Source organism: Dentiradicibacter hellwigii, assembly GCF_041770905.1.
GTDB classification, from domain to species: Bacteria; Pseudomonadota; Gammaproteobacteria; order Burkholderiales; family Rhodocyclaceae; genus Propionivibrio; species Propionivibrio hellwigii.
Genome location: NZ_JBEUWX010000003.1, coordinates 224,763 through 246,755 on the forward strand (window position 1 = coordinate 224,763; position 21,993 = coordinate 246,755).

Consider the following 21,993-nt stretch of genomic DNA (forward strand, 5'->3'; position numbering starts at 1 on the left):
GGGAACACGCTCGGCCGTTTGTTGCGGCGATCTTTTTGGACAGCCTCATTTCACCTGTTTCCACCATCGTTCCTGCGGTGGATTCTGTAGGTCGAAGACCTGGCCGATCTTGGGCGTAATCAGGGTATAGGGCGCATTTGCGCTGGCTTTTTCCAGGCGTTCGATCGGTTCCGTCCAGGGGTGGTAGGCGAGGTCGAATTTCGCCCAATGTATCGGCATCAATCGAGTGACGCCCAAGTCGCGCGCCGCCCGGACCGTTTCTTCCGGCATCTCATGAACCTGCGCCCAGTCCTGGTTGTAGGAACCATTTTCCAGCATTACCAGATCAAACGGTGCATAACGCCTGGCAATGTCGGCAAAATGGCGGCCGTACCCACCGTCCGCGCCGAAGAACAGCGAGAGATCGGGCGATTTGATCACCCACGCTCCCCACAGGGTGGAAAAGCGGTTGTCCAGCTTACGGCCGCTGAAATGGCGCGCCGGGGCGAGCGTGAAGCTTACGTCGCCTAGCTTGGCACTTTCGTACCAGTCGAGTTCGGTAATTTTTGCATCGGCCACGCCCCAGCGTTGCAGGTGCGCCTTGACGCCCAGCGGAACGTAAAAATGCGCGGCTTTGTCCTTGATTTCCTTGATGGTGTAATAGTCGAGATGATCGTAATGGTCATGGGAGAGCAGCACCGCATCGATGGCCGGCAGGTCCGCAATATGCGGCGTATGCACTGCGGCAAAGGGCTTGCCGCCGAAGAAGGGCACGGGGGAGGCGCGGTAGTACACCGGGTCGGTCAGGATGCGTTGCCCCGCCGTCTGAAACAGTAGGGTGGAATGCCCAAACCAGACGAATTTTCCGTCCTGTAGCTGCGTGGCATCGAATGGTTCGGACGGCAATGGCTGTTGTGGGTTTTTATCGGCGGGTGCCGTCATCATCGACACCACCCAATCGATCAATGAAGGTTTGTGGTCGGCGGTCAGCAGTACCGTCGGTTCCAGATTGTTGAACCGCTCACCGTCAAACGCTGGGCTGGCGCGGATTTTTGCCATGCTCGCCGCATCGGGCGTGCCGCCGAACACGGGATGAAAACGGATAAAGGCATACACGGCACCGGCAAGGAGCATGCCGAATATCAGCAGGTATTTGAGTAATTTAAGCAATATCATTTTTATTGTCGGTAATGGCATCAATGTGAGGCCACAACGATCACGTTACAGACGCGGCCTTGAAAAGACGCAGGTTTGAATCCCCTCAATCATGCCCGCAAACGGCCTCGAGTGATTGGCATTCGCCAAACGCCAGCAGCCAAAACTATAGACCGAGGGAATCCCAGAGCGCATCGACGCGCCGCTTGACTGCCTCGTCCATGACCAGCGGACGCCCCCATTCGCGGGTTGTCTCCCCCGCCCATTTATGGGTGGCGTCGATGCCCATCTTGCTGCCGAGGCCCGCCACCGGCGATGCAAAATCAAGCGCGTCGATCGGCGTATTCTCGGTGATCAGGGTATCGCGCGCCGCATCGACGCGTGTCGTCATCGCCCAGATGACCTCTTTCCAGTCACGGATGTTTATGTCGTCATCGACGACGATAATGAACTTGGTGTACATGAACTGACGCAGAAAGCTCCAGATACCGAACATGATGCGGCGGGCGTGACCGGGATACTGTTTGCGGATGCTGACCACCGCCAGCCGGTACGAGCAGCCTTCCGGCGGCAGGTAGAAATCGGCGATTTCGGGATACTGTTTTTGCAGAATCGGGACGAACACTTCATTGAGCGCCACGGCCAGCATGGCCGGCTCATCGGGCGGCTTGCCCGTGTAGGTGCTGTGATAAATCGGATTTTTACGCATTGTGAGGCGCTCGACGGTAAAAACCGGAAACATCGATTGTTCGTTGTAGTAGCCGGTATGATCGCCGAAAGGGCCTTCCAGCGCCGTTTCGTCCGGCTGGATAACGCCCTCCAGCACGATCTCCGCCGCGGCGGGCACCTGTAGCCCCGCCTTGACCTGCAAGTCGCCAAGGCAATTGACCAGCTCGGTACGCGCACCACGCAGCAGGCCGGCAAACTGGTATTCGGACAAGGTGTCGGGAACCGGCGTCACCGCGCCAAGAATCGTTGCCGGGTCGCATCCCAGCGCAACGGCGACCGGGAAGGGCTGGCCAGGATGCGCCAGACAATGGTCACGAAAGTCGAGTGCGCCGCCGCGATGCGCCAGCCAGCGCATGATGAGCTTGTTGCGCCCGATCACCTGCTGCCGGTAAATGCCCAGGTTCTGGCGCGATTTCGAGGTTGGCAAGCCCTGCGGGCTGCGCGTCACCGTCAGCCCCCAGGTCACCAGCGGCGCCGCATCGCCTGGCCAGCAATGCTGGATCGGCAAGCACGAGAGATCGACTGTCTGGCCTTCCCGGATAATCTCCTGGCAAGGCGCCGATGTGCGAATCTTGGGCGCCATATGGAGCGCCTGCTTCAATATCGGCCATTTTTTCCAGGCATCCTTCAGCCCCGCAGGCGGCGCCGGCTCTTTGAGATAAGCCAGCAGCCGGCCGACTTCGCGTAAGGCGGCGGTGGATTGCGCGCCCATGCCAAGCGCCACGCGGCGCGGCGTGCCGAACAGGTTGCCGAGCACAGGAATGTCATGTCCTTTGGGCTTTTCAAACAGAATGGCCGGGCCGCCCGCACGCAATACCCTGTCGCAAATTTCTGTCATTTCCAGATAGGGATCGATTTCTGCACGGATACGTTTGAGTTCGCCCATGCCTTCCAGGCGCGTGATGAAATCGCGAAGGTCGTGATCATGCATGACAGGTCGGGTCCATAGAAAAGCGAATGAATTATAGGCCAGGCTGCCTGATAAACCTTCGCTATCAAACACATTGCCACTTTCAATTGGATTTATGGCAGGTGAGAACGTACACTGCGCACATGCTTTCCGATCAAAGCAAACCGCCCGATAGCGTCACGCTGCCACGCCTGTGGCAATAGATAGATCGGACATTTTCCATCACTGTTCAGGAGACTGTAATGAAAGACACGAAAATCGACGTACGCAAGATCGACATCGGCATTTCCGAAGAACATCGCATCGCCATTGCCAAGGGGCTGTCCAAACTGCTGGCTGACAGCTTTACGCTGTATCTGATGACGCACAATTTCCACTGGAATGTCACCGGACCGATGTTCAACACCCTGCATACCATGTTCATGGATCAATACACCGAACAATGGAATGCACTGGATGTCATTGCAGAACGCATCCGCGCGCTGGGCGTCATCGCGCCGGGCAGCTATGACGAGTACAAGAAGCTCAGCACGATTCCGGGCGCCGTCGGCACACCGAAGGCGATGGAAATGGTCGCCCTCCTCGTTGCCGCGCAGGAAGCCACGGCTCGCACGGCGCGCGACCTGTTGCCGCTGGTCACCGAAGCCAACGACCAGCCGACCACCGATCTGCTGACCCAACGCCTTGACGTTCACGAAAAAACAGCCTGGATGCTGCGCAGCCTGCTGGAAGAGTAAGCGCTTCACATCATGGGGGCATGGTCAATTTTTGCAGTTCAAGCGCCCGCCGGATATTTCATCCACATGCAAAAGCCCGCGTCTAGCGGGCTTTTTTATTGGCAGGCAGAAAAGGTAAAAAATAAAAACGCGCGCGCCCAAGATGCGCCATTCATCCGCCAGAAAGCGAGAAATCCACAACAATCCCGATGAAAATGCTCAGTCCCAGCCAGTTATTGTGCATAAAGGCCTGGAAACACTTAGCCGGCTCGCGCCCGCGAATCAGCGTAAAGTGGTAGACGGCAATGGCCGCAGCAATGGCGAGACCGGTATAGAACGCCCCGCCCATCTCGGCTTGAATGCCCACCCAGCCGATCAGCCCGAGCGTCAGGGCGTAGCAAATCATGACAGCCGCCACGTCAAAACGGCCGAAAGTAATTGCTGAGGTACGGATGCCGATCTTGAGGTCGTCAGGACGATCAACCATGGCGTATTCCGTATCGTAGGCTATCGCCCAGAACACATTGGCTAACAGAAGTTCCCAGGCGATTGGAGGCACTGCGCCATGTTGCGCAATAAAGGCCATCGGAATGCCAAAGCCAAACGCAATGCCAAGATACGCCTGCGGAATGGCCAGGAAGCGTTTGGTCAGCGGGTAGGTGGCGGCGAGAAACAGGGCGATCACCGACCAGCCGAGCAAGTGCCAGTTGCGTAACGCCAGCACCAGGCAAAAGGCGAGAAAAACCAGGGCAAGACTGAGGATGCATGCCTCTTTGGTCGAAACTTCGCCGGTAGCCAGCGGACGATTTTTGGTACGCGCAACATACGGGTCAAAATCACGGTCAGCCAAATCGTTCATTACACAGCCGGCCGAGCGCATCAGTACAGTGCCCAGCAGGAAAACCCACAGTACCCGCCCATCCGGCCAGCCATGCGCGGAAAGCCACAGCGCCCAGAGCGTCGGCCAAAGCAATAGCAAAATTCCAATGGGGCGATCCAGGCGCATCAGCCGCATATAGCGGAAGAAACGTTCGCATAACCGGGAAAATTCACTGGACATGATGTGATTCTCACTAAACCTTGAGCATTTCTTCGCGGCCGCCCAACCAGCGCTGCAAATGGCGCTGTGCACGCGCAGGCGCTTCGTTTAGCAACTGCTCCGCCACCGTCCGCGCCATTTCAATGAGGTCGATATCCGCCTCAAGATCGGCGTAACGCAGCAGCGGCAGCCCAGATTGGCGACTGCCGACAAACTCGCCCGGCCCACGCAGACGCAGATCCTGTCGGGCAATTTCAAAACCGTCATTGTTTTCATAAATGACTTTTAGACGCTCCCGCGCTGTCGGCGACAACGGTTTTTGATACAGCAACACGCACACCGAGTCATGCGCGCCACGCCCGACCCGACCACGCAACTGGTGCAACTGCGACAGGCCGAAGCGTTCGGCATGTTCGATGACCATCAGACTGGCATTGGGCACGTCGACACCGACCTCGATCACTGTCGTCGCCACCAGAATGTCGATATCACGGGCAACAAAAGCGGCCATCATGGCGGCTTTTTCATCGCCTTTGAGGCGGCCGTGCACAAGGCCGACACGGCATTCGGGTAACGCCTGCGTCAGCGTCATATACGTATCGAGCGCTGCTTGCAGGTCGATTTTCTCCGACTCTTCGATCAGAGGACACACCCAATATACCTGCCGCCCTGCGTCAATCACCGTACGGACGCGTTCAATGACCTCATCGCGCCGTGCATCAGATACCAGTTTGGTGGTCACCAGGCGCCGCCCCGGCGGCATCTCGTCGAGCACGGAAACATCGAGATCGGCGTAATAGCTCATCGCCAGGGTACGCGGAATCGGTGTTGCCGACATCATGAGCTGATGTGGATTCGCGCCTTTCTTGCGTAGTTCGAGCCGCTGCGCCACACCAAAACGGTGCTGTTCATCAACGATCGCCAGGCCCAGCCGGGCAAAATCGACCCCCTCCTGAATCAGCGCATGCGTCCCTACGAGCAGATGCGATGCGCCGGCTGCCTGAGCCTGCCGCGCCTGCTTGACTGATTTTTTGAGACGGCCGGACAGCCATACGACCTGGATGCCGAGCGGCGTCAGCCATTCATTGAGTTTTAGATAATGCTGCTCGGCCAGAATTTCTGTCGGCGCCATAAAGGCCGCCTGATAGCCGGCTTCGATCGCCTGACATGCAGCCAGCGCCGCCAGTATGGTTTTCCCGCTCCCGACATCGCCTTGCAGAAGGCGTTGCATCGGGTGGGTTTGCGCCAGGTCATGACTGATTTCGGCCATGACGCGCTTTTGCGCACGGGTCAACGCAAAAGGCAAAGCCGCCAATAGCCGATCGGCAAGATGGCCTGGGCTGACCAGAGCCGGCGCCCCTGTACTTCGCCGTGCCCGATAGGCTCGCCGCAGGGAAATCTGCTGCGCCAGCAGTTCGTCGAACTTGATACGCCGCCAGGCCGGATGTGTGTGCCGTTGCAAGGCAGATGGCTCGGTTTCTGGCGGCGGTTGGTGCAGGAAATGTACTGCCTGGTCAAATGCCGGGAAATCATGGGCATCCCGCCAGGTGGGGTCAATCAGTTCGGACAGGTCGGCACTTTTCAGCGCCGACAGAATTTGTTTGCGCAATATCGCTTGTGACAAACCGGCGGTCGTCGGATAGACCGGCGTCAGTGCATCAGGAAGTACCGTCTGGCTTGCCAGCCGATAGCGTGGATGCACCATTTCCGCGCCGAAAAACCCTAAACGAATTTCTCCGAACAATCGCAACGGTGCTTTTTCGTCGCGCGCTTTCTCGAGTTGTTTAACTTGGTTCCCATAAAAATTTAGGAAACGTATGTACAGTTCGCCACTGGCATCGGCAACACGCGCAACCAACTGACGGCGCGGGCGAAATTGCACGGAAACATCAAGCACGATGGCCTCGACCTGAACTGTCATGCCATTGGATGCCGCCGCAATCTGCGTGATTACAGTTTCATCTTCATAACGCGCCGGCAAATGCAGGATGAGATCATCGCGCCGGATCAGTCCAAGCTTACGCAGCTTGGCCTTGATTGCCGGCGAGGCAATGATTTCATCAGCCGCCATCGTAATTTGAACAGGGTCGGTCATGCGTCGCTGCGCAGATCATGCGCCAGCGCAGACACCAACGCTTTGCCGTTATTACGCGCGCATCGGGAGCACCATTACGGCATCCGCCTCAACCAGCGCCTTTAGTGGCAACGCGGCCACCCCCACGGCCGCCCGCGCCGGAAAAGGAACAGCAAAGTAACGGGACATCGTCTCGTTAACCTTGGCAAAATATTCCATATCGGTCAAATAGACATTGACCTTGACGATATCGGACAACGATCCTCCCGCTGCCTCAGCAACGGCTTTCAAGTTCTCGAAGACACGGACAATTTGCGCATCAATACCTTCAACCATTTCCATGCTTGCCGGATCCAAACCAATCTGGCCGGACAGATACACGGTATCACCGACTTTGACGGCTTGTGAATAGGCGCCAATAGCCGAAGGGGCGCAAGCGGTAGAAACTATTGTTTTTTCCATTGTCTCTTCCATTTCTGGTCACGGAAATTACCATTAAAATACATTAGTCAGGCATCGAAGAAACGAGTCAAAGAAGGCACGCTATTTCAGCCGGGAATGCGAAAATTTTTAAAGATTTTACTGACAATATCGTCGGCCTGTGTCGTTTTCTATGCGTATAAAAAAGCCCCGGGAAGATCTCTCCTGCCGGGGCTTTAAAAGCATTTAAAGATTAGTCGGCTTGTGATTCAGCGGTATCCTCACTAACAACTTCGGGTTGATCCAGCAAAGACACCAAAGCCATCGGCGCATTGTCGCCATCGCGAAAACCACACTTAAGAATACGCAGGTAGCCGCCATTGCGTGCAGCATAGCGCGGTCCCAATTCATCGAACAGTTTGACCACAATCTCACGATCACGCAGACGATCAAAAGCCAGGCGTCGATTTGCCAGACTTGGTTTTTTACCCAAAGTAATAATCGGCTCGGCAACACGACGCAGTTCTTTTGCTTTAGGTAAAGTTGTTCTGATTGTTTCATGGCGAAGCAAAGAAACAGTCATGTTTCTCAGCATGGCCAAGCGATGCGAGCTGGTGCGATTAAGTTTACGAAGCCCCAAACGGTGACGCATATCGATTCCTTCCTTTTTGCCTGGGCGGTTATTTGTCAAGGCCCGCCGGCGGCCAATTTTCGAGTTTCATACCCAATGACAAATCACGGGCAGCTAGTACTTCTTTAATTTCATTAAGTGATTTACGACCCAGGTTCGGTGTTTTCAAAAGCTCATTTTCAGTACGCTGAATCAAGTCGCCAATATAGTAAATATTCTCGGCTTTTAGGCAATTTGCTGAACGAACTGTCAACTCAAGATCATCCACCGGGCGCAGTAGCAAAGGATCAATCTGAATAGATTTTTGATGCTCAACTGGCAACGCAGTACCTTCCAGATCAGCGAAAACAGACAATTGCTCCATCAATACGCGTGCTGCTATACGAACTGATTCCTCAGGCTCAAGTACACCATTGGTTTCAATTTCCATAATCAGCTTATCAAGATCGGTACGTTGTTCAACACGTGCATTTTCTACTGAATAGCTAACACGACGTATAGGACTAAATGAGGCATCAAGAATCAGTTTGCCAATATTTCTACCACCATCACCAATACGACGAATATTTCCCGGCACATAACCACGGCCTTTTTCTACTTTCAGCTCAAGAGACAACTTTCCGCCTGGTGAAATATGTGCAATGACATGATCAGGGTTAATAATTTCAACATCATGAGAAAGCACAATATCGCCAGCATGAACAACGCCTTCACCTTCTTTTGTAAGCTGCAAAACAACTTCATCACGATGATGCAGCTTAAAAACGACTCCTTTGAGGTTTAAAAGAATATCGACCACATCTTCCTGAACACCATCAATGGTCGAATATTCATGTAGTACACCATCAATCACAACCTCTGTTGCGGCATATCCAGGCATTGATGAAAGCAGAATACGGCGCAAAGCATTACCCAGTGTATAACCATACCCCCGTTCAAAAGGCTCCATGACTACTTTAGCGTGCACTGGAGACAAACTCTGCACATCAATAATACGTGGTTTTAAAAGTCCACTATCTTGCATGTCTCATCCTTTAACTAACCGCCCAAATGGCTCGCAATCACTTCTGATTAAAAATCTCAGATTGAAACTTTTTAGCAGTCCAAGCCACTGCGATTTCTCTCTAGATTCGACGTTTTTTAGGAGGCCGACAACCATTGTGTGGAATTGGCGTCACGTCAGTAATCATAGAAATCTTCATCCCAAGCGCATTAAGCGCCCGAACAGAAGATTCGCGTCCTGGTCCAGGGCCTTTAATACGAACCTCCAGATTCTTAACGCCATATTCAACAGCTATTTTTCCAGCAGCTTCAGCAGCTACCTGTGCTGCAAATGGTGTACTTTTGCGCGAACCTTTAAATCCTGCTCCTCCAGAGGTTGCCCATGCCAAAGCATTACCTTGACGATCAGTAATCGTAATAATCGTATTATTAAACGATGCATGAATATGAGCCACACCTTCAGCGATGTTCTTTTTTACTTTTTTACGAACCTTCGTTGCCGTTTTAGCCATGATATATCAAGTCCCTATTCCTATTTTTTGCCAGCAATAGCTTTACGCGGGCCTTTGCGCGTCCGTGCATTAGTGCGCGTCCGTTGGCCGCGAACAGGCAAACCTTTGCGATGCCGAAGACCACGGTAACATCCAAGATCCATTAGACGCTTGACACTCATCGTTACTTCACGCCGCAAATCGCCTTCAACGGTATATTTTGCAACTTGCTCACGCAAACGATCCATTTCTGCATCCGTCAAGTCCTTGACTTTGGTCGAGCGCACAATACCTATAGCATCACAAATTTGTCGTGCACGACTACGGCCAATACCATAAACTGCAGTTAATGCAATTTCAGCATGTTGGTGGTTGGGAATATTTACTCCTGCAATCCGGGCCATTGATTTACCCCAAAATAAACAAAACTAACAAATACATTCTTAATCATTCAAGCAGAATGATTACCCCTGACGCTGTTTGTGTCTCGGATCAGAACAAATCACTCGCACAACACCGTGTCGTCTAATAATTCTGCATTTACGGCAAATACGTTTAACAGAGGCCAATACTTTCATAATTTACTCCTATTCTTAGTGTTGAGACATACAGTGGATCTCGGCCCTGCATAATTAATTACGTACAAATTCTTTATTTAGCTCGAAAAACAATTCTAGCTCGAGTTAAATCATAAGGCGTCAACTGAACCGTAACTTTATCGCCAGGTAAAATCCGAATGTAATGCATGCGCATTTTCCCCGAAATAAATCCTAAAACAATATGACCATTTTCTAGCTTTACCTTAAATGTTGCATTCGGCAGGTTCTCAATTATTTCCCCCTGCATTTCAATCAGATCTTCTTTTGCCATGTGTTATCTGGCTGACAAGCCAGTCCCTTTAAAATTTGCTTTTTTAAGAAGACTCTCGTACTGCTGTGACATAAGATATGACTGAACTTGCGTCATAAAATCCATCGTAATCACAACAATAATTAGCAACGAAGTTCCGCCAAAATAAAATGGCACATTCCATTTAAGAATCAAAAACTCTGGCAACAAACACACAATCGTAATATAAGTTGCACCAAGCAAGGTCAAACGCATCAAAATTTTATCGATATATCGGGCCGTCTGTTCACCTGGGCGAATGCCTGGTACAAATGCACCACTTTTTTTCAAATTGTCTGCAGTTTCTTTAGGATTAAACACCAATGCAGTATAGAAAAAACAGAAAAATATAATTGCCACTGCATATAAAATTACATAAACAGGCTGTCCTGGAGATAAGCCAGCCGCCAAGTCTCTAAGCCAGCGCATCGAATCGCCAGAACCAAACCACCCAGCCAACGTTGCAGGAAAGAGAATAATAGATGAAGCAAAAATTGGCGGAATAACACCAGACATATTTAATTTAAGCGGCAAGTGAGATGCCTGGCCACCATATAGTTTATTTCCAATTTGTCGCTTAGCATAATTCACTAAAATTTTTCGCTGACCACGTTCAATAAAAACAACAAAGCCAGTCACAACAACAACTAAAACGCAAATAAATAAAGCTGAGAGGGGATGCATGGCTCCATTCTTAACCAACTCAAGCATCCCAACAATTGCACTGGGCAACCCTGCTGCAATCCCACAAAAAATAATGATAGAAATTCCGTTTCCTAAACCACGTTCCGTAATCTGTTCTCCTAACCACATCAAAAACATTGTGCCTGTTAGCAAAGTTGTTACAGTAACAAAGCGAAACATTAATCCCGGGTTAAGCACCAAATTCGGTTGTGATTCGACCGCAACGGCAATACCAATACCTTGAAACAAGGCCAATACAACCGTACCATAACGAGTATATTGAGTAATCTTACGCCGACCTGCCTCCCCTTCTTTTTTGAGCGCTTCAAGATGCGGGCTAGCATGCGTCATTAACTGCATGATAATTGAAGAAGAAATATACGGCATGATTCCGAGCGCAAAAATCGTAAAACGCCGTAAGGCGCCGCCCGAAAACATATTGAACATTCCCAAAATACCGCCTTGCTGATTACCAAACAATTCACTGAGTACCTGAGGATTAATTCCAGGCACAGGAATATGCGCGCCAATACGATATACGATTAAAGCGCCAAGTAGGAAGAAAAGACGGCGCTTAAGATCGCCGTATTTACTTCCTTTGTTGATTTGCGGAAAATTAGTAGCCAAGAGATATCACTATTAAAAAATAAAATCTATTCCACAATACAACCACCAGCCGCTTCAATCGCGGCCTTTGCGCCCTTAGTCACACCAATACCTTTGAGTGTCACCTTGCGCATAATCTTTCCAGACAATATTACTTTAGCTGATAATGTATGCTGTGAAACTAGGTTGGCTTGCATAAGCGCCAACAAGTCAATTTCATCAATAGGTAAAGCATCAATTTCTGACAAACGAATTTCAGCATTACGCGAGTTAGTCAAAGAAATAAAACCACGTTTCGGCAGACGACGCTGCAATGGCATCTGACCACCTTCAAACCCTACCTTATGGAAACCTCCTGCACGAGATTTCTGACCTTTATGGCCACGCCCACCAGTTTTCCCCAAACCAGAACCAATGCCCCGGCCAAGACGCCGTTTGGCATGAGTTGCACCATTTGCGGGCTGAATAGTATTGAGTTTCATCTTACAACCTCACACTTTACGAGATAAGCGACTTTATAAACCATACCACGAATCGCCGGTGTATCTTGTAACTCAGCGCTACTATTTAGGCGACGCAATCCTAAACCACGCACGGTAGCACGATGCGATTGTTTCGTACCGATTAGACTCTTAACAAGAGTTACTTTGATTTTTTTTTCAGCCATTTCTATTCCATAATTTCTTCTATGGACTTGCCACGTTTTGCGGCAATCTCAGCGGGGGTATTCATCGTCATTAAACCATTGATCGTAGCGCGGACTATATTATAAGGATTCGTCGAGCCATGCGCTTTAGCAACAACATTGGTCATTCCCAAAACATCAAACACCGCACGCATAGCCCCTCCTGCAATAATCCCTGTCCCTTCAGGAGCAGGTTGCATCATAACAACTGAAGCACCATGACGACCAACAAGCGCATGATGTAAAGTCCCCCCCTTAAGACTGATTCGGACCATACGACGACGAGCCTCTTCCATTGCCTTTTGCACAGCTACAGGAACTTCACGCGACTTACCTTTACCCATGCCAACACGCCCATCGCCATCACCGACAACAGTCAGTGCCGCAAAACCAAGAATCCGCCCACCTTTCACAACTTTGGTCACTCGATTAATCGAAACCATCTTCTCACGCAGGCCATCATCCGGCTTATCGACCTGTTGCGTTTTTTTACTTTGTGGTTTTGCCATAAAGCTTTACTCCGATCTTTTTGACTGGCTTAGAATTTAAGCCCAGCTTCACGCGCAGCCTCAGCTAGCGCTTTAATTCGCCCATGATATTGAAATCCTCCTCTATCAAAGGCCACATGCTCAACTCCTATTTTTTTTGCGCGCTCGGCAATCAATTTACCAACAACCGTTGCCGCTTTTGCATTTCCACCATTCGCAATATTTTTACGAACTTCTGAATCAAGGGTTGATGCTGAAGCTAAAACCTTAGAACCACAGGACGAAAAAATTTGGGCATAAATATGAAGATTTGTTCTATGCACCGACAAACGCAACACCCTTAGCTCTGCAATTTTAAGCCGAGTTTGGCGAGCTCTACGCAAGCGCGCTTGATTTTTTTTAACCATTTAACGCACCTTTACTTCTTCTTGGTTTCTTTAAGAATAATAACTTCGTCAAAATAGCGAACACCCTTACCTTTATATGGCTCAGGTTTTCGATATGCCCGAACATCTGCTGCCACCTGACCGACCAACTGTTTGTCAACTCCCTTAATAAGGATTTCAGTTTGCGAAGGCGTTTCACATTTAATACCAACAGGCATCTTATATACCACGGGATGAGAAAACCCTAACATCAAATTTAACGTATCACCCTGTACCTGAGCACGGTACCCCGTACCATGCAAAACTAATTTACGCTCAAATCCTTGACTAACACCTGTCACCATATTAGCGAGAATTGCCCGTATCGTTCCAGACAAAGTATTAGCGCTTACAGACCCATCACTAGGGCTACACAACAACGATGTGCCTTCTTTCTCAATTTTGACCGCAGGATTAGCATCCATTTCAATAAAACCCAACGGCCCTTTAACAAAAATTTTTTCCCGTCCCAAAGTAACTTCTACTCCCGACGGTAAAATTATTGGATTTTTAGCAACGCGGGACATAATTTCCCCTCAGCTTAAGCAACAACACACAACACTTCGCCACCAACATTAGCAGCGCGGGCTTTGCGATCAGTCATTACCCCTTTAGGAGTTGACACAATTGCAACTCCCAAACCATTCATTACACGAGGAATATCGTTAACCCCTCTATAAATTCGCAAGCCAGGCTTTGAAACACGGTCAATACGCTCAATCACTGGATGACCTGCATAATATTTCAAGCCAATTTCGAGAATTGATTTTTTATCTTGCTCACGAACTGAATAGCCATCTATATATCCTTCTTCCTCTAATACTTTGACGATGGCTAATTTGAGTTTCGAAGACGGCATAACAACAGATGCCTTATTTGCCATCTGGGCATTGCGGATACGTGTCAGCATATCACTGATCGGATCGCTCATACTCATAACCTTCCTCCCACCTACCAGCTGGCCTTAGTTACACCCGGGACTTCACCGCGCATCACAAAATCGCGCAATTTACCGCGCCCCAAACCAAACTTACGAAAAACGCCACGCGGACGACCTGTTAGCTGACAACGATTACGCAAACGAACTGGACTGGAGTTACGGGGTAAATTCTGTAATTTTAAGCGCGCATTATCACGCTCTTCCTCACTACGACTGTTATCATGAATCACCGCATCTAAGGCCGCTCGCTTAATCTTAAATTTTTCAACCATCTTACGGCGCTTAGCTTCTCGATTGATTAATGCAAGTTTCGCCATCTTTTCCTCAATTTCTAAACGGAAATTTAAACGCAACCAATAAAGCCTTTGCTTCTTCATCAGTTTTCGCAGTCGTTGTTACACTAATATTCATTCCACGCAACGCATCAATTTTATCGTATTCAATTTCAGGGAAAATAATTTGCTCTTTAATGCCCATATTATAATTACCACGCCCGTCAAAACCCTTACCTGAAATACCGCGAAAATCACGCACCCTGGGCAAAGCAATTGTTACCAAGCGATCAATAAACTCGTACATACGCAAACTACGCAGCGTCACCATACAACCAATAGGATAGCCATCGCGGATTTTAAAACCGGCAATTGATTTACGCGCCTTAGTAATAACTGGCTTTTGCCCTGAAATTTTAGCCATATCATTTACGGCAAATTCAAGAATTTTTTTATCCGCCACAGCCTCACCAACACCCATATTCAAGGTTATTTTGGTAATGCGAGGCACTTCCATAACCGATTTGTACCCAAATTTTTTTATTAGATCTTGCACTATATGATTTTTATAGTGATCTAGTAAACGCGCCATAATCCTTACGCCCCCAAAACTTCACCACCGGATTTAAAAATACGCACTTTCTTTTTGCCATCATCAATCCACTTAAATCCAACCCGATCTGCTTTTTTAGTCAAAGGATTATAAATAGCAATATTTGAGACATGTATTGGCATATCTTTTTCTAAAAGACCGCCAACAACTCCTTTAACCGGATTTGGCTTGGTATGCTTTTTAACACGATTGACCCCTTCTACCACAACATACCCAACCTTGACATAGCGAAGCACTATGCCCCGCTTACCCTTATCTTTACCGGCAATAACCACTACCTCATCGCCTTTACGAATTTTTTCCATGGCCGCTCCTTACAAAACTTCCGGCGCCAGCGATACGATTTTCATAAACCGCTCACTCCTCAACTCGCGTGTCACAGGCCCAAAAATACGCGTACCAATCGGTTCTAGTTTATTATTGAGAAGCACAGCCGCATTACCATCAAACTTAACCAGCGAACCATCTTGACGACGAACGCCCTTAGCTGTACGCACAACAACGGCACTATAAACATCACCTTTTTTGACACGGCCACGTGGAGCAGCATCCTTAACACTAACCTTGATAACATCTCCAATGCCAGCATACCGGCGCTTGGAACCGCCAAGCACTTTAATGCACATTACTGAACGCGCGCCGGTGTTATCCGCGACGTCTAAAATCGTTTGCATTTGAATCATTATTTAACTCTCCAACTTGTGCCGCACACTTTTTAGCAATTTGCGGCCAGTCTTGGATCCCGTGTTGAGAGAAGGCCTACCCCTTCTCAAAGGGAAAGTCTGAAAAGTAGATTTTATCTCTAATAATAAAAAATAGCAAGGCCTAAATCATAACGGCCTTTTCTACTAATCTGACTACAAACCAAGCTTTTGTTTTCGACAAAGGGCGACTCTCTTGAATTTCAACAAGATCGCCAATTTTTGCCATATTGGCATCATTGTGCGCATGATACTTACTAGAGCGCACAATAATTTTGTCATACATTGGATGTTTGACACGACGCTCGACCAGTACCGTTACTGTTTTTTCCATCTTGTCACTTACTACGCGCCCGATCAGCATGCGCTTAATCATTTTTTTTTCACTCATGACTTATTCCGCCTTTTCATGGATCAGAGTGCGAACACGCGCAATATCGCGGCGCACCTTAGCGAGCTGACTGTGATTATTTAGCTGCTGAGTCGCTGATTGCATACGCAGATTAAATTGCATTTTGAGCAAATCAAGTAACTCTTTGTGCAACTCATCAATATTTTTTACCCTGAGTTCGCTAGCTTTCATATTTACCCTACCATGCGTGTGACGAAAGTCGTCGAAATAGGTAATTTGGCGGCCGCTAGCGCAAACGCCTCGCGCGCCAAAGCCTCGTCAACACCATCCATTTCATAAAGAACCTTACCGGGCTGGATTTCGGCAACATAATACTCAGGGTTACCTTTGCCGTTACCCATACGCACCTCTGCAGGTTTTTTTGAAATCGGCTTGTCTGGGAAAATGCGAATCCAGATACGACCACCACGCTTAATATGGCGCGTCATAGCACGACGCGCTGCCTCGATTTGGCGCGCCGTAAGACGACCACGTTCAGTGGCCTTAAGACCAAAATCTCCGAAACTGACTTTGACGCCACGCGTCGCTAAACCAGTATTACGCCCCTTCTGCTCCTTGCGATATTTTCTTCTAGTTGGCTGCAGCATCTTCGGTTCCCGCCTTTCTTACGCGCCTTGCCGGCAGTTTTGTCTCATCGTATGGTGAAACATCCTCTTTCTTTGTACCAGATTTCATTTTTATAGTTTGCGTCCGCGGTTTTGCATCGCCATCGCCTGGCAACTTCACAGCACGACGTGCTTTTCGCGCAGATTCTTCAGCTACTTCCGGCACCAACGCTGAACGTTCATTTCGGTCAAGTGTTTCACCTTTATAAACCCAAACCTTAACACCAATAATTCCGTATGTTGTCAGCGCTTCCGAAGTCGCATAATCAATATCTGCACGTAAAGTATGAAGTGGAACTCGGCCTTCGCGATACCACTCGCATCGAGCAATTTCCGCACCATTAAGACGCCCAGAACTCATAATCTTTATACCCTGAGCGCCAAGACGCATCGCATTTTGCATTGCGCGCTTCATAGCCCGACGAAACATAATCCGCTTTTCGAGCTGCTGTGTAATCGAATCAGCAATCAATTGGGCACTAAGCTCTGGTTTGCGTATTTCTTCAATACTAATATGTACTGGTACGCCCATAATTTTTTGCAAAGCCGAACGAAGATTTTCAATCTCTTCGCCTTTTTTACCAATCACAACACCTGGACGCGCGGAGAAAATCGTTACACGAGCATTTTTTGCTGGACGTTCGATTAGAACTCGGCCAACAGAAGCGTGTTTTAGTTTTTCTTTAAGAAAATCACGAACCTGTACGTCCTGATTCAGCATGCTGGCAAACTCTTTACTATTTGCATACCAACGCGAAGACCAGTCATGCGTTGCCGCCAAACGAAAACCAGTCGGGTGTATTTTTTGTCCCATTATTCTTCCTTTAGCTCCCAACGGTCAGGAAAATATGACAGGTCGGTTTACTGATCCGATTGCCACGCCCTTTAGCACGAGCGGTAAAACGCTTAAGAACCATACCTTTTTCAACATAAATTGATTTAATCTTCAGTTCATCAATATCAGCGCCGTCATTATGTTCAGCATTAGCAATCGCCGACTCTAAAACTTTTTTGATAATACCAGCACTTTTTTTCGAACTAAAAGTAAGAATATCCAGCGCCTTACTTACCGACAAACCACGAATCTGGTCAGCCACCAAACGCCCTTTTTGGTCGGACAAGCGGACGCCGCGCAAAATAGCACGAGTTTCCATATATATCCCCTACTTCTTCGCCTTTTTTCCGGCAGTATGACCCTTAAAAGTACGAGTCAAAGAGAACTCACCAAGTTTATGGCCCACCATATTTTCCGTAACATAAACCGGAATATGTTGCTTGCCGTTATGAACAGCAATAGTCAGGCCTACGAAATCCGGCAAAATCGTTGACCGGCGTGACCACGTTTTAATCGGCCGCTTATCGCTGGTCGCACGCACAGCGTCGACCTTTTTGATCAAATGAGCATCGACAAACGGGCCTTTTTTGACAGAACGTCCCATAGTATTTTTACCTCTTAACGTTTGTGACGACGCTGCACGATCATCGAATTCGTACGCTTATTACTACGCGTACGATAACCCTTAGTTTTAACACCCCATGGACTTACCGGATCCCTACCAGCAGAAGTCTTTCCTTCCCCACCACCATGCGGGTGATCAATTGGGTTCATCACCACACCACGAACGGTCGGGCGAATACCACGCCAGCGATTAGCGCCAGCCTTACCAACTGAGCGCAGACTATGCTCTTCGTTACCAACCTCACCCACTGTCGCACGGCATTCCACATGTACACGACGCACTTCTCCTGATCGTAAACGAAGTTGGGCATACACACCTTCGCGCGCCAACAACTGCACAGACGCTCCCGCAGAACGTGCCAGCTGGGCACCTTTACCAGGAATCATTTCCACGCAATGAATCGTTGTACCAACGGGAATATTACGAATAGGCAATGCATTGCCAGGTCTAATTGGAGCATCAGCGCCACTCAGAATCTGCTGACCAACAACCAACCCCTTAGCGGCAATCACATATCGCCGCTCCCCGTCCGCATAAAGTAGCAAAGCAATATTTGCCGTACGATTTGGGTCGTACTCTAAACGCTCAACTTCAGCAGGAATGCCATCTTTATTTCGCTTAAAATCAATAATCCGGTAATGTTGCTTATGCCCACCACCTTGATGACGCGTCGTAATATGCCCATTATTGTTACGCCCCGCTTTCTTTGACTGCGATTCAAGCAAAGGTGCGTACCCTTTCCCCTTATGCAAACCTGGCGTAACAACCCTGACGACAGCGCGACGCCCTGGCGATGTCGGTTTAACCTTGACGAGCGCCATTATGCAGCCCCCCCATCGACAAAATTGATCTCTTGGCCAGGCATCAGATTAACATAAGCTTTTTTCCAATTTCTACGCACACCTGTGCCACGACCAAAACGCTTTTGCTTACCTTTTATATTGGCAATCTGCACTGATTTAACAACTACTTTAAACAGTAACTCAACCGCCGCCTTAACTTCAGGCTTACTTGCATCAGCAATAACGCGGAAAATTATCTGTCCATTCTTATCAGCAATATAAGTCGCCTTCTCAGAAATCTGGGGCGCTAGCAATACTTGCATCAAACGCTGTTGATTCATCCCCACATCTCCTCAAACTTGGCCACCGCCTTTTTAGTTACCAGCACTTTTGGAAAACGAATTAACGACACAGGGTCTGCCTCATTGACACCCAGCACTAACACATTCGGCAAATTACGCGACGCCAAGTAGATATTCTCGTCAAGACTATCAGTTACGACCAACACCGGACCATAACCCATATTCTTAACTTTTTGTGCAAAAACCTTAGTTTTGGGCACACCAATAACAAAAGAATCAACTACTGACAAACGATCCTCACGTACCAGCTGAGAAAGAATTGACGCCATTCCAGCACGATACATTTTTTTATTTAATTTCTGACTAAAATTTTCATCCGGAGAATTCGGAAAAATTCGCCCGCCGCCACGCCATAAAGGCGAAGAAGACATACCGGCGCGCGCGCGGCCAGTACCTTTTTGACGAAAAGGTTTGGTCGTGGTGTGCCTAACCTGACCACGATCCTTTTGTGCTCGATTGCCACTGCGCGCATTGGCCTGATAGGCCACAACCACTTGGTGCACCAGCGCTTCGTTATATTCACGAGCAAACAAGTCATCGGAAGCCTGCATACGACCAGACTCCTGACCCAGATCATCAATCAACCTGAGCTCCATTTATGCCCCCGCTTTAACCGCAGGGCGCACGATCAGACTCGAGCCTTTTGAGCCGGGAACAGCACCCTTAACTAACAACAATTGGCGATCAACATCAATACGAATCACTTCAAGATTTTGTTGCGTTCGCTTGGCATCACCCATATGACCAGACATTTTTTTACCCGGGAAAACGCGCCCAGGATCTTGATTCATACCAATAGATCCAGGAGCATTATGCGATACCGAGTTACCATGAGAGGCGCGCTGAGAACCAAAATTATGACGCTTGATACCACCTTGAAAACCTTTACCGACTGAACGACCCGTCACATCAATTTTCTGTCCAACACTAAAAATATCGACGCTGACTTGGTTACCTGGCTTAAAGCGGCCAAGGTCATCAGTACCAACAATAAACTCCTTGAGCACACTACCCGCCTCAACCCCAGCCTTAGCAAAATGCCCTGCCAACGGTTTGCCTACTCGAGAAGGACGGCGCTTACCATGCACTACTTGAATCGCGGCATAACCATCATTTTCAGGTGTTTTAACTTGGGCAATACGATTATTCGACACATCAAGCACTGTCACCGGAATGGACAAGCCATCATCGGTAAAAATACGCGTCATGCCGACCTTGCGCCCAACAAGGCCTAAACTCATGATTATTCTCCTCTTCCCGGCTGCGATTGGCCGGTAAGTACTACAAACACAAGGGAATTACCCCAACCGAAGGGGTGGGATTATAACTACAAATCCCACTCACTGCAATCTAATTTCAACATCCACCCCTGCGGGGAGATCAAGTTTCATCAATGCATCAACTGTTTTATCTGTCGGATCAATGATATCCATCAAACGCATGTGTGTACGAATTTCGAACTGATCACGCGAAGTTTTATTCACATGCGGCGAACGCAGAATATCAAAACGCTGGGTCCTTGTCGGCAAAGGCACAGGCCCTCGAACAACAGCCCCTGTACGCTTAGCAGTTTCAACAATTTCTTGCGCCGACTGATCAATCAGTCGATAGTCAAAAGCCTTCAAACGCAGGCGAATTTTCTGGTTTTGCATATTTTTCCCAAAGAACGAAGGGGCGGTAGCACCAGCGACCGCCCCGATGACTGTTATTCGATAATCTTGGTTACTACGCCGGCGCCAACGGTACGACCGCCTTCGCGGATAGCAAAGCGCAAGCCTTCTTCCATGGCGATCGGCACGATCAGCTTGACCGTCATGGCAACATTGTCGCCCGGCATCACCATTTCAGTGCCCTCCGGCAGGGTGATGGCACCCGTAACATCTGTAGTCCGGAAGTAGAACTGCGGACGGTAGTTGTTGAAGAAGGGGGTGTGACGGCCACCTTCTTCCTTGGAGAGGACATAGACTTCGCCCGTAAAGTGCGTATGCGGGGTGATGGTGCCCGGCTTGGCAAGCACTTGCCCGCGTTCAACTTCTTCTCGCTTGGTGCCACGCAGAAGAACGCCCACGTTATCGCCCGCCTGGCCTTGATCGAGCAGTTTGCGGAACATTTCAACACCGGTACAGGTGGTTTTCTGGGTGGGTTTGATGCCGACAATTTCGATTTCTTCGCCAACTTTGATGATGCCGCGTTCGACACGCCCGGTCACGACGGTGCCTCGTCCGGAAATGGAGAATACGTCTTCGATCGGGAGCAGGAAGGGTTTGTCAATGGTGCGTTCAGGCGCGGGGATGTAGCTGTCGAGTGCTGCAGCCAAGGCTAGAATGGCGCCTTCCCCGAGATCGCTGGTGTCGCCTTCTATGGCTTTCAGTGCGCTGCCTTTGATGATGGGGATGTCGTCGCCCGGGAATTCGTATTTGGAGAGTAGCTCGCGCACTTCCATTTCGACGAGTTCAAGGAGCTCGGCGTCATCGACCATGTCGCACTTGTTGAGAAAAACGATGATACAGGGAACGCCGACTTGACGGGCAAGCAGGATGTGTTCCCGTGTTTGCGGCATGGGTCCGTCCGCTGCAGAAACTACGAGGATGGCGCCGTCCATCTGGGCCGCGCCCGTGATCATGTTTTTGATGTAGTCGGCGTGCCCCGGGCAGTCAACGTGGGCGTAGTGACGATTTTCGGTTTCGTATTCAACGTGTGAAGTGTTGATGGTGATCCCGCGCGCCTTTTCTTCCGGCGCGTTGTCAATCTGATCGTAGCCCTTGGCCTCTCCTCCAAATTTCTTCGACAGAATCGTCGTGATCGCCGCCGTCAACGTCGTCTTACCATGATCCACGTGACCAATCGTCCCAACATTCACGTGCGGCTTCGTCCGCTCAAATTTCGCCTTTGCCATTTTCTATATCCTCAATAATCAAAGTTAC

Annotated in this window: 35 protein-coding genes; 1 reads left to right on the forward strand and 34 read right to left on the reverse strand. The window is 49.3% G+C overall.

Translation table 11 applies throughout. The features are described from left to right. Positions 1-45: 45 nt before the first annotated feature. A complete protein-coding gene (locus ABCS64_RS11925) occupies positions 46-1,155 on the reverse strand; it encodes an MBL fold metallo-hydrolase (protein WP_418892114.1) in 1,110 nt (369 codons plus the stop codon). 145 nt (positions 1,156-1,300) lie between these two features. Further along, on the reverse strand, positions 1,301-2,794 hold the full coding sequence (ubiD, locus tag ABCS64_RS11930) for a 4-hydroxy-3-polyprenylbenzoate decarboxylase (protein WP_418892115.1): 1,494 nt from the start codon (positions 2,792-2,794) through the stop codon (positions 1,301-1,303). A gap of 221 nt (positions 2,795-3,015) precedes the next feature. Between ubiD and ABCS64_RS11935 the strand changes: the two genes are divergently transcribed. Then, positions 3,016-3,510, forward strand: coding sequence for a Dps family protein (locus ABCS64_RS11935; protein WP_418892116.1), 495 nt, complete (start codon positions 3,016-3,018; stop codon positions 3,508-3,510). A gap of 151 nt (positions 3,511-3,661) precedes the next feature. Here the strand turns inward: ABCS64_RS11935 and ubiA are convergent, their stop codons facing one another. From ubiA to tuf, 32 genes are all read right to left on the reverse strand, one after another. Then, positions 3,662-4,549, reverse strand: a complete 888-nt coding sequence (ubiA, locus tag ABCS64_RS11940) for a 4-hydroxybenzoate octaprenyltransferase (RefSeq protein WP_418892117.1) — start codon at positions 4,547-4,549, stop codon at positions 3,662-3,664. A 13-nt stretch (positions 4,550-4,562) separates the two neighbouring features. Continuing rightward, positions 4,563-6,623 carry an ATP-dependent DNA helicase RecG gene (recG, locus tag ABCS64_RS11945; protein WP_418892118.1) on the reverse strand — a complete coding sequence of 687 codons (2,061 nt, stop codon included), beginning with the start codon at positions 6,621-6,623 and terminating at the stop codon, positions 4,563-4,565. A gap of 51 nt (positions 6,624-6,674) precedes the next feature. After that, on the reverse strand, positions 6,675-7,064 hold the full coding sequence (locus ABCS64_RS11950) for a RidA family protein (protein ID WP_418892119.1): 390 nt from the start codon (positions 7,062-7,064) through the stop codon (positions 6,675-6,677). A 211-nt stretch (positions 7,065-7,275) separates the two neighbouring features. After that, positions 7,276-7,674 (reverse strand): 50S ribosomal protein L17, encoded by a 399-nt coding sequence (gene rplQ / locus ABCS64_RS11955; RefSeq protein WP_418892120.1) that lies wholly within the window; start codon positions 7,672-7,674, stop codon positions 7,276-7,278. Between the two features lie 28 nt (positions 7,675-7,702). After that, the gene (locus ABCS64_RS11960; protein WP_418892121.1) at positions 7,703-8,677 is read right to left on the reverse strand and encodes a DNA-directed RNA polymerase subunit alpha; all 975 of its coding nucleotides are present in this window, start codon (positions 8,675-8,677) and stop codon (positions 7,703-7,705) included. Positions 8,678-8,777: 100 nt separating this feature from the next. After that, positions 8,778-9,167, reverse strand: coding sequence for a 30S ribosomal protein S11 (gene rpsK, locus ABCS64_RS11965; RefSeq protein WP_418892122.1), 390 nt, complete (start codon positions 9,165-9,167; stop codon positions 8,778-8,780). Positions 9,168-9,187: 20 nt separating this feature from the next. Then, complete coding sequence (rpsM, locus tag ABCS64_RS11970; protein ID WP_418892123.1) at positions 9,188-9,550, reverse strand: 30S ribosomal protein S13; 363 nt, start codon at positions 9,548-9,550, stop codon at positions 9,188-9,190. A gap of 60 nt (positions 9,551-9,610) precedes the next feature. Then, on the reverse strand, positions 9,611-9,724 hold the full coding sequence (rpmJ, locus tag ABCS64_RS11975; RefSeq protein WP_418892124.1) for a 50S ribosomal protein L36: 114 nt from the start codon (positions 9,722-9,724) through the stop codon (positions 9,611-9,613). Positions 9,725-9,797: 73 nt separating this feature from the next. Beyond that, positions 9,798-10,016 (reverse strand): translation initiation factor IF-1, encoded by a 219-nt coding sequence (infA, locus tag ABCS64_RS11980; RefSeq protein WP_418892125.1) that lies wholly within the window; start codon positions 10,014-10,016, stop codon positions 9,798-9,800. 3 nt (positions 10,017-10,019) lie between these two features. Next, positions 10,020-11,345 carry a preprotein translocase subunit SecY gene (gene secY / locus ABCS64_RS11985; RefSeq protein WP_418892126.1) on the reverse strand — a complete coding sequence of 442 codons (1,326 nt, stop codon included), beginning with the start codon at positions 11,343-11,345 and terminating at the stop codon, positions 10,020-10,022. Between the two features lie 26 nt (positions 11,346-11,371). Beyond that, positions 11,372-11,806 carry a 50S ribosomal protein L15 gene (rplO, locus tag ABCS64_RS11990; protein ID WP_418892127.1) on the reverse strand — a complete coding sequence of 145 codons (435 nt, stop codon included), beginning with the start codon at positions 11,804-11,806 and terminating at the stop codon, positions 11,372-11,374. Beyond that, the gene (rpmD, locus tag ABCS64_RS11995) at positions 11,803-11,991 is read right to left on the reverse strand and encodes a 50S ribosomal protein L30 (protein ID WP_418892128.1); all 189 of its coding nucleotides are present in this window, start codon (positions 11,989-11,991) and stop codon (positions 11,803-11,805) included. Before rpmD ends, rplO begins: the two co-directional genes overlap by 4 nt. Positions 11,992-11,993: 2 nt before the next feature. Beyond that, positions 11,994-12,518 carry a 30S ribosomal protein S5 gene (gene rpsE / locus ABCS64_RS12000; protein ID WP_418892129.1) on the reverse strand — a complete coding sequence of 175 codons (525 nt, stop codon included), beginning with the start codon at positions 12,516-12,518 and terminating at the stop codon, positions 11,994-11,996. Between the two features lie 29 nt (positions 12,519-12,547). Then, positions 12,548-12,904 (reverse strand): 50S ribosomal protein L18, encoded by a 357-nt coding sequence (rplR, locus tag ABCS64_RS12005; protein WP_418892130.1) that lies wholly within the window; start codon positions 12,902-12,904, stop codon positions 12,548-12,550. 11 nt (positions 12,905-12,915) lie between these two features. Then, entirely contained in the window at positions 12,916-13,449 is a 534-nt protein-coding gene (gene rplF / locus ABCS64_RS12010; RefSeq protein ID WP_418892131.1) for a 50S ribosomal protein L6, read from the reverse strand. A 14-nt stretch (positions 13,450-13,463) separates the two neighbouring features. Continuing rightward, positions 13,464-13,859, reverse strand: a complete 396-nt coding sequence (gene rpsH, locus ABCS64_RS12015) for a 30S ribosomal protein S8 (protein ID WP_418892132.1) — start codon at positions 13,857-13,859, stop codon at positions 13,464-13,466. A gap of 14 nt (positions 13,860-13,873) precedes the next feature. Further along, the gene (rpsN, locus tag ABCS64_RS12020) at positions 13,874-14,179 is read right to left on the reverse strand and encodes a 30S ribosomal protein S14 (protein ID WP_418892133.1); all 306 of its coding nucleotides are present in this window, start codon (positions 14,177-14,179) and stop codon (positions 13,874-13,876) included. A 7-nt stretch (positions 14,180-14,186) separates the two neighbouring features. Then, positions 14,187-14,726 (reverse strand): 50S ribosomal protein L5, encoded by a 540-nt coding sequence (rplE, locus tag ABCS64_RS12025; RefSeq protein WP_418892134.1) that lies wholly within the window; start codon positions 14,724-14,726, stop codon positions 14,187-14,189. Positions 14,727-14,731: 5 nt separating this feature from the next. After that, positions 14,732-15,052: a 50S ribosomal protein L24 gene (rplX, locus tag ABCS64_RS12030; protein ID WP_418892135.1), complete on the reverse strand. Its 321-nt coding sequence runs from the start codon at positions 15,050-15,052 to the stop codon at positions 14,732-14,734. A 9-nt stretch (positions 15,053-15,061) separates the two neighbouring features. Beyond that, a complete protein-coding gene (gene rplN / locus ABCS64_RS12035; protein ID WP_418892136.1) occupies positions 15,062-15,430 on the reverse strand; it encodes a 50S ribosomal protein L14 in 369 nt (122 codons plus the stop codon). Between the two features lie 142 nt (positions 15,431-15,572). Further along, entirely contained in the window at positions 15,573-15,839 is a 267-nt protein-coding gene (gene rpsQ, locus ABCS64_RS12040) for a 30S ribosomal protein S17 (RefSeq protein WP_418892137.1), read from the reverse strand. A gap of 3 nt (positions 15,840-15,842) precedes the next feature. Then, positions 15,843-16,031, reverse strand: coding sequence for a 50S ribosomal protein L29 (rpmC, locus tag ABCS64_RS12045; RefSeq protein ID WP_418892138.1), 189 nt, complete (start codon positions 16,029-16,031; stop codon positions 15,843-15,845). Positions 16,032-16,033: 2 nt separating this feature from the next. Then, the gene (gene rplP / locus ABCS64_RS12050) at positions 16,034-16,447 is read right to left on the reverse strand and encodes a 50S ribosomal protein L16 (protein ID WP_418892139.1); all 414 of its coding nucleotides are present in this window, start codon (positions 16,445-16,447) and stop codon (positions 16,034-16,036) included. Continuing rightward, a complete protein-coding gene (gene rpsC, locus ABCS64_RS12055) occupies positions 16,431-17,279 on the reverse strand; it encodes a 30S ribosomal protein S3 (protein WP_418892140.1) in 849 nt (282 codons plus the stop codon). The genes rplP and rpsC overlap by 17 nt, the downstream gene beginning before the upstream one ends. A gap of 10 nt (positions 17,280-17,289) precedes the next feature. After that, positions 17,290-17,619, reverse strand: a complete 330-nt coding sequence (gene rplV, locus ABCS64_RS12060; protein WP_418892141.1) for a 50S ribosomal protein L22 — start codon at positions 17,617-17,619, stop codon at positions 17,290-17,292. Positions 17,620-17,628: 9 nt separating this feature from the next. Further along, on the reverse strand, positions 17,629-17,904 hold the full coding sequence (gene rpsS / locus ABCS64_RS12065; RefSeq protein WP_418892142.1) for a 30S ribosomal protein S19: 276 nt from the start codon (positions 17,902-17,904) through the stop codon (positions 17,629-17,631). Positions 17,905-17,918: 14 nt separating this feature from the next. Then, complete coding sequence (rplB, locus tag ABCS64_RS12070; RefSeq protein ID WP_418892143.1) at positions 17,919-18,746, reverse strand: 50S ribosomal protein L2; 828 nt, start codon at positions 18,744-18,746, stop codon at positions 17,919-17,921. Beyond that, positions 18,746-19,048, reverse strand: coding sequence for a 50S ribosomal protein L23 (gene rplW / locus ABCS64_RS12075; RefSeq protein WP_418892144.1), 303 nt, complete (start codon positions 19,046-19,048; stop codon positions 18,746-18,748). Before rplW ends, rplB begins: the two co-directional genes overlap by 1 nt. Then, a complete protein-coding gene (gene rplD, locus ABCS64_RS12080) occupies positions 19,045-19,665 on the reverse strand; it encodes a 50S ribosomal protein L4 (RefSeq protein WP_418892145.1) in 621 nt (206 codons plus the stop codon). Before rplD ends, rplW begins: the two co-directional genes overlap by 4 nt. Then, positions 19,666-20,310 (reverse strand): 50S ribosomal protein L3, encoded by a 645-nt coding sequence (gene rplC / locus ABCS64_RS12085; protein WP_418892146.1) that lies wholly within the window; start codon positions 20,308-20,310, stop codon positions 19,666-19,668. A gap of 99 nt (positions 20,311-20,409) precedes the next feature. Then, the gene (gene rpsJ / locus ABCS64_RS12090) at positions 20,410-20,721 is read right to left on the reverse strand and encodes a 30S ribosomal protein S10 (RefSeq protein WP_418892147.1); all 312 of its coding nucleotides are present in this window, start codon (positions 20,719-20,721) and stop codon (positions 20,410-20,412) included. A 53-nt stretch (positions 20,722-20,774) separates the two neighbouring features. Beyond that, positions 20,775-21,965 carry an elongation factor Tu gene (tuf, locus tag ABCS64_RS12095; RefSeq protein WP_298048057.1) on the reverse strand — a complete coding sequence of 397 codons (1,191 nt, stop codon included), beginning with the start codon at positions 21,963-21,965 and terminating at the stop codon, positions 20,775-20,777. Positions 21,966-21,993: the final 28 nt, after the last annotated feature.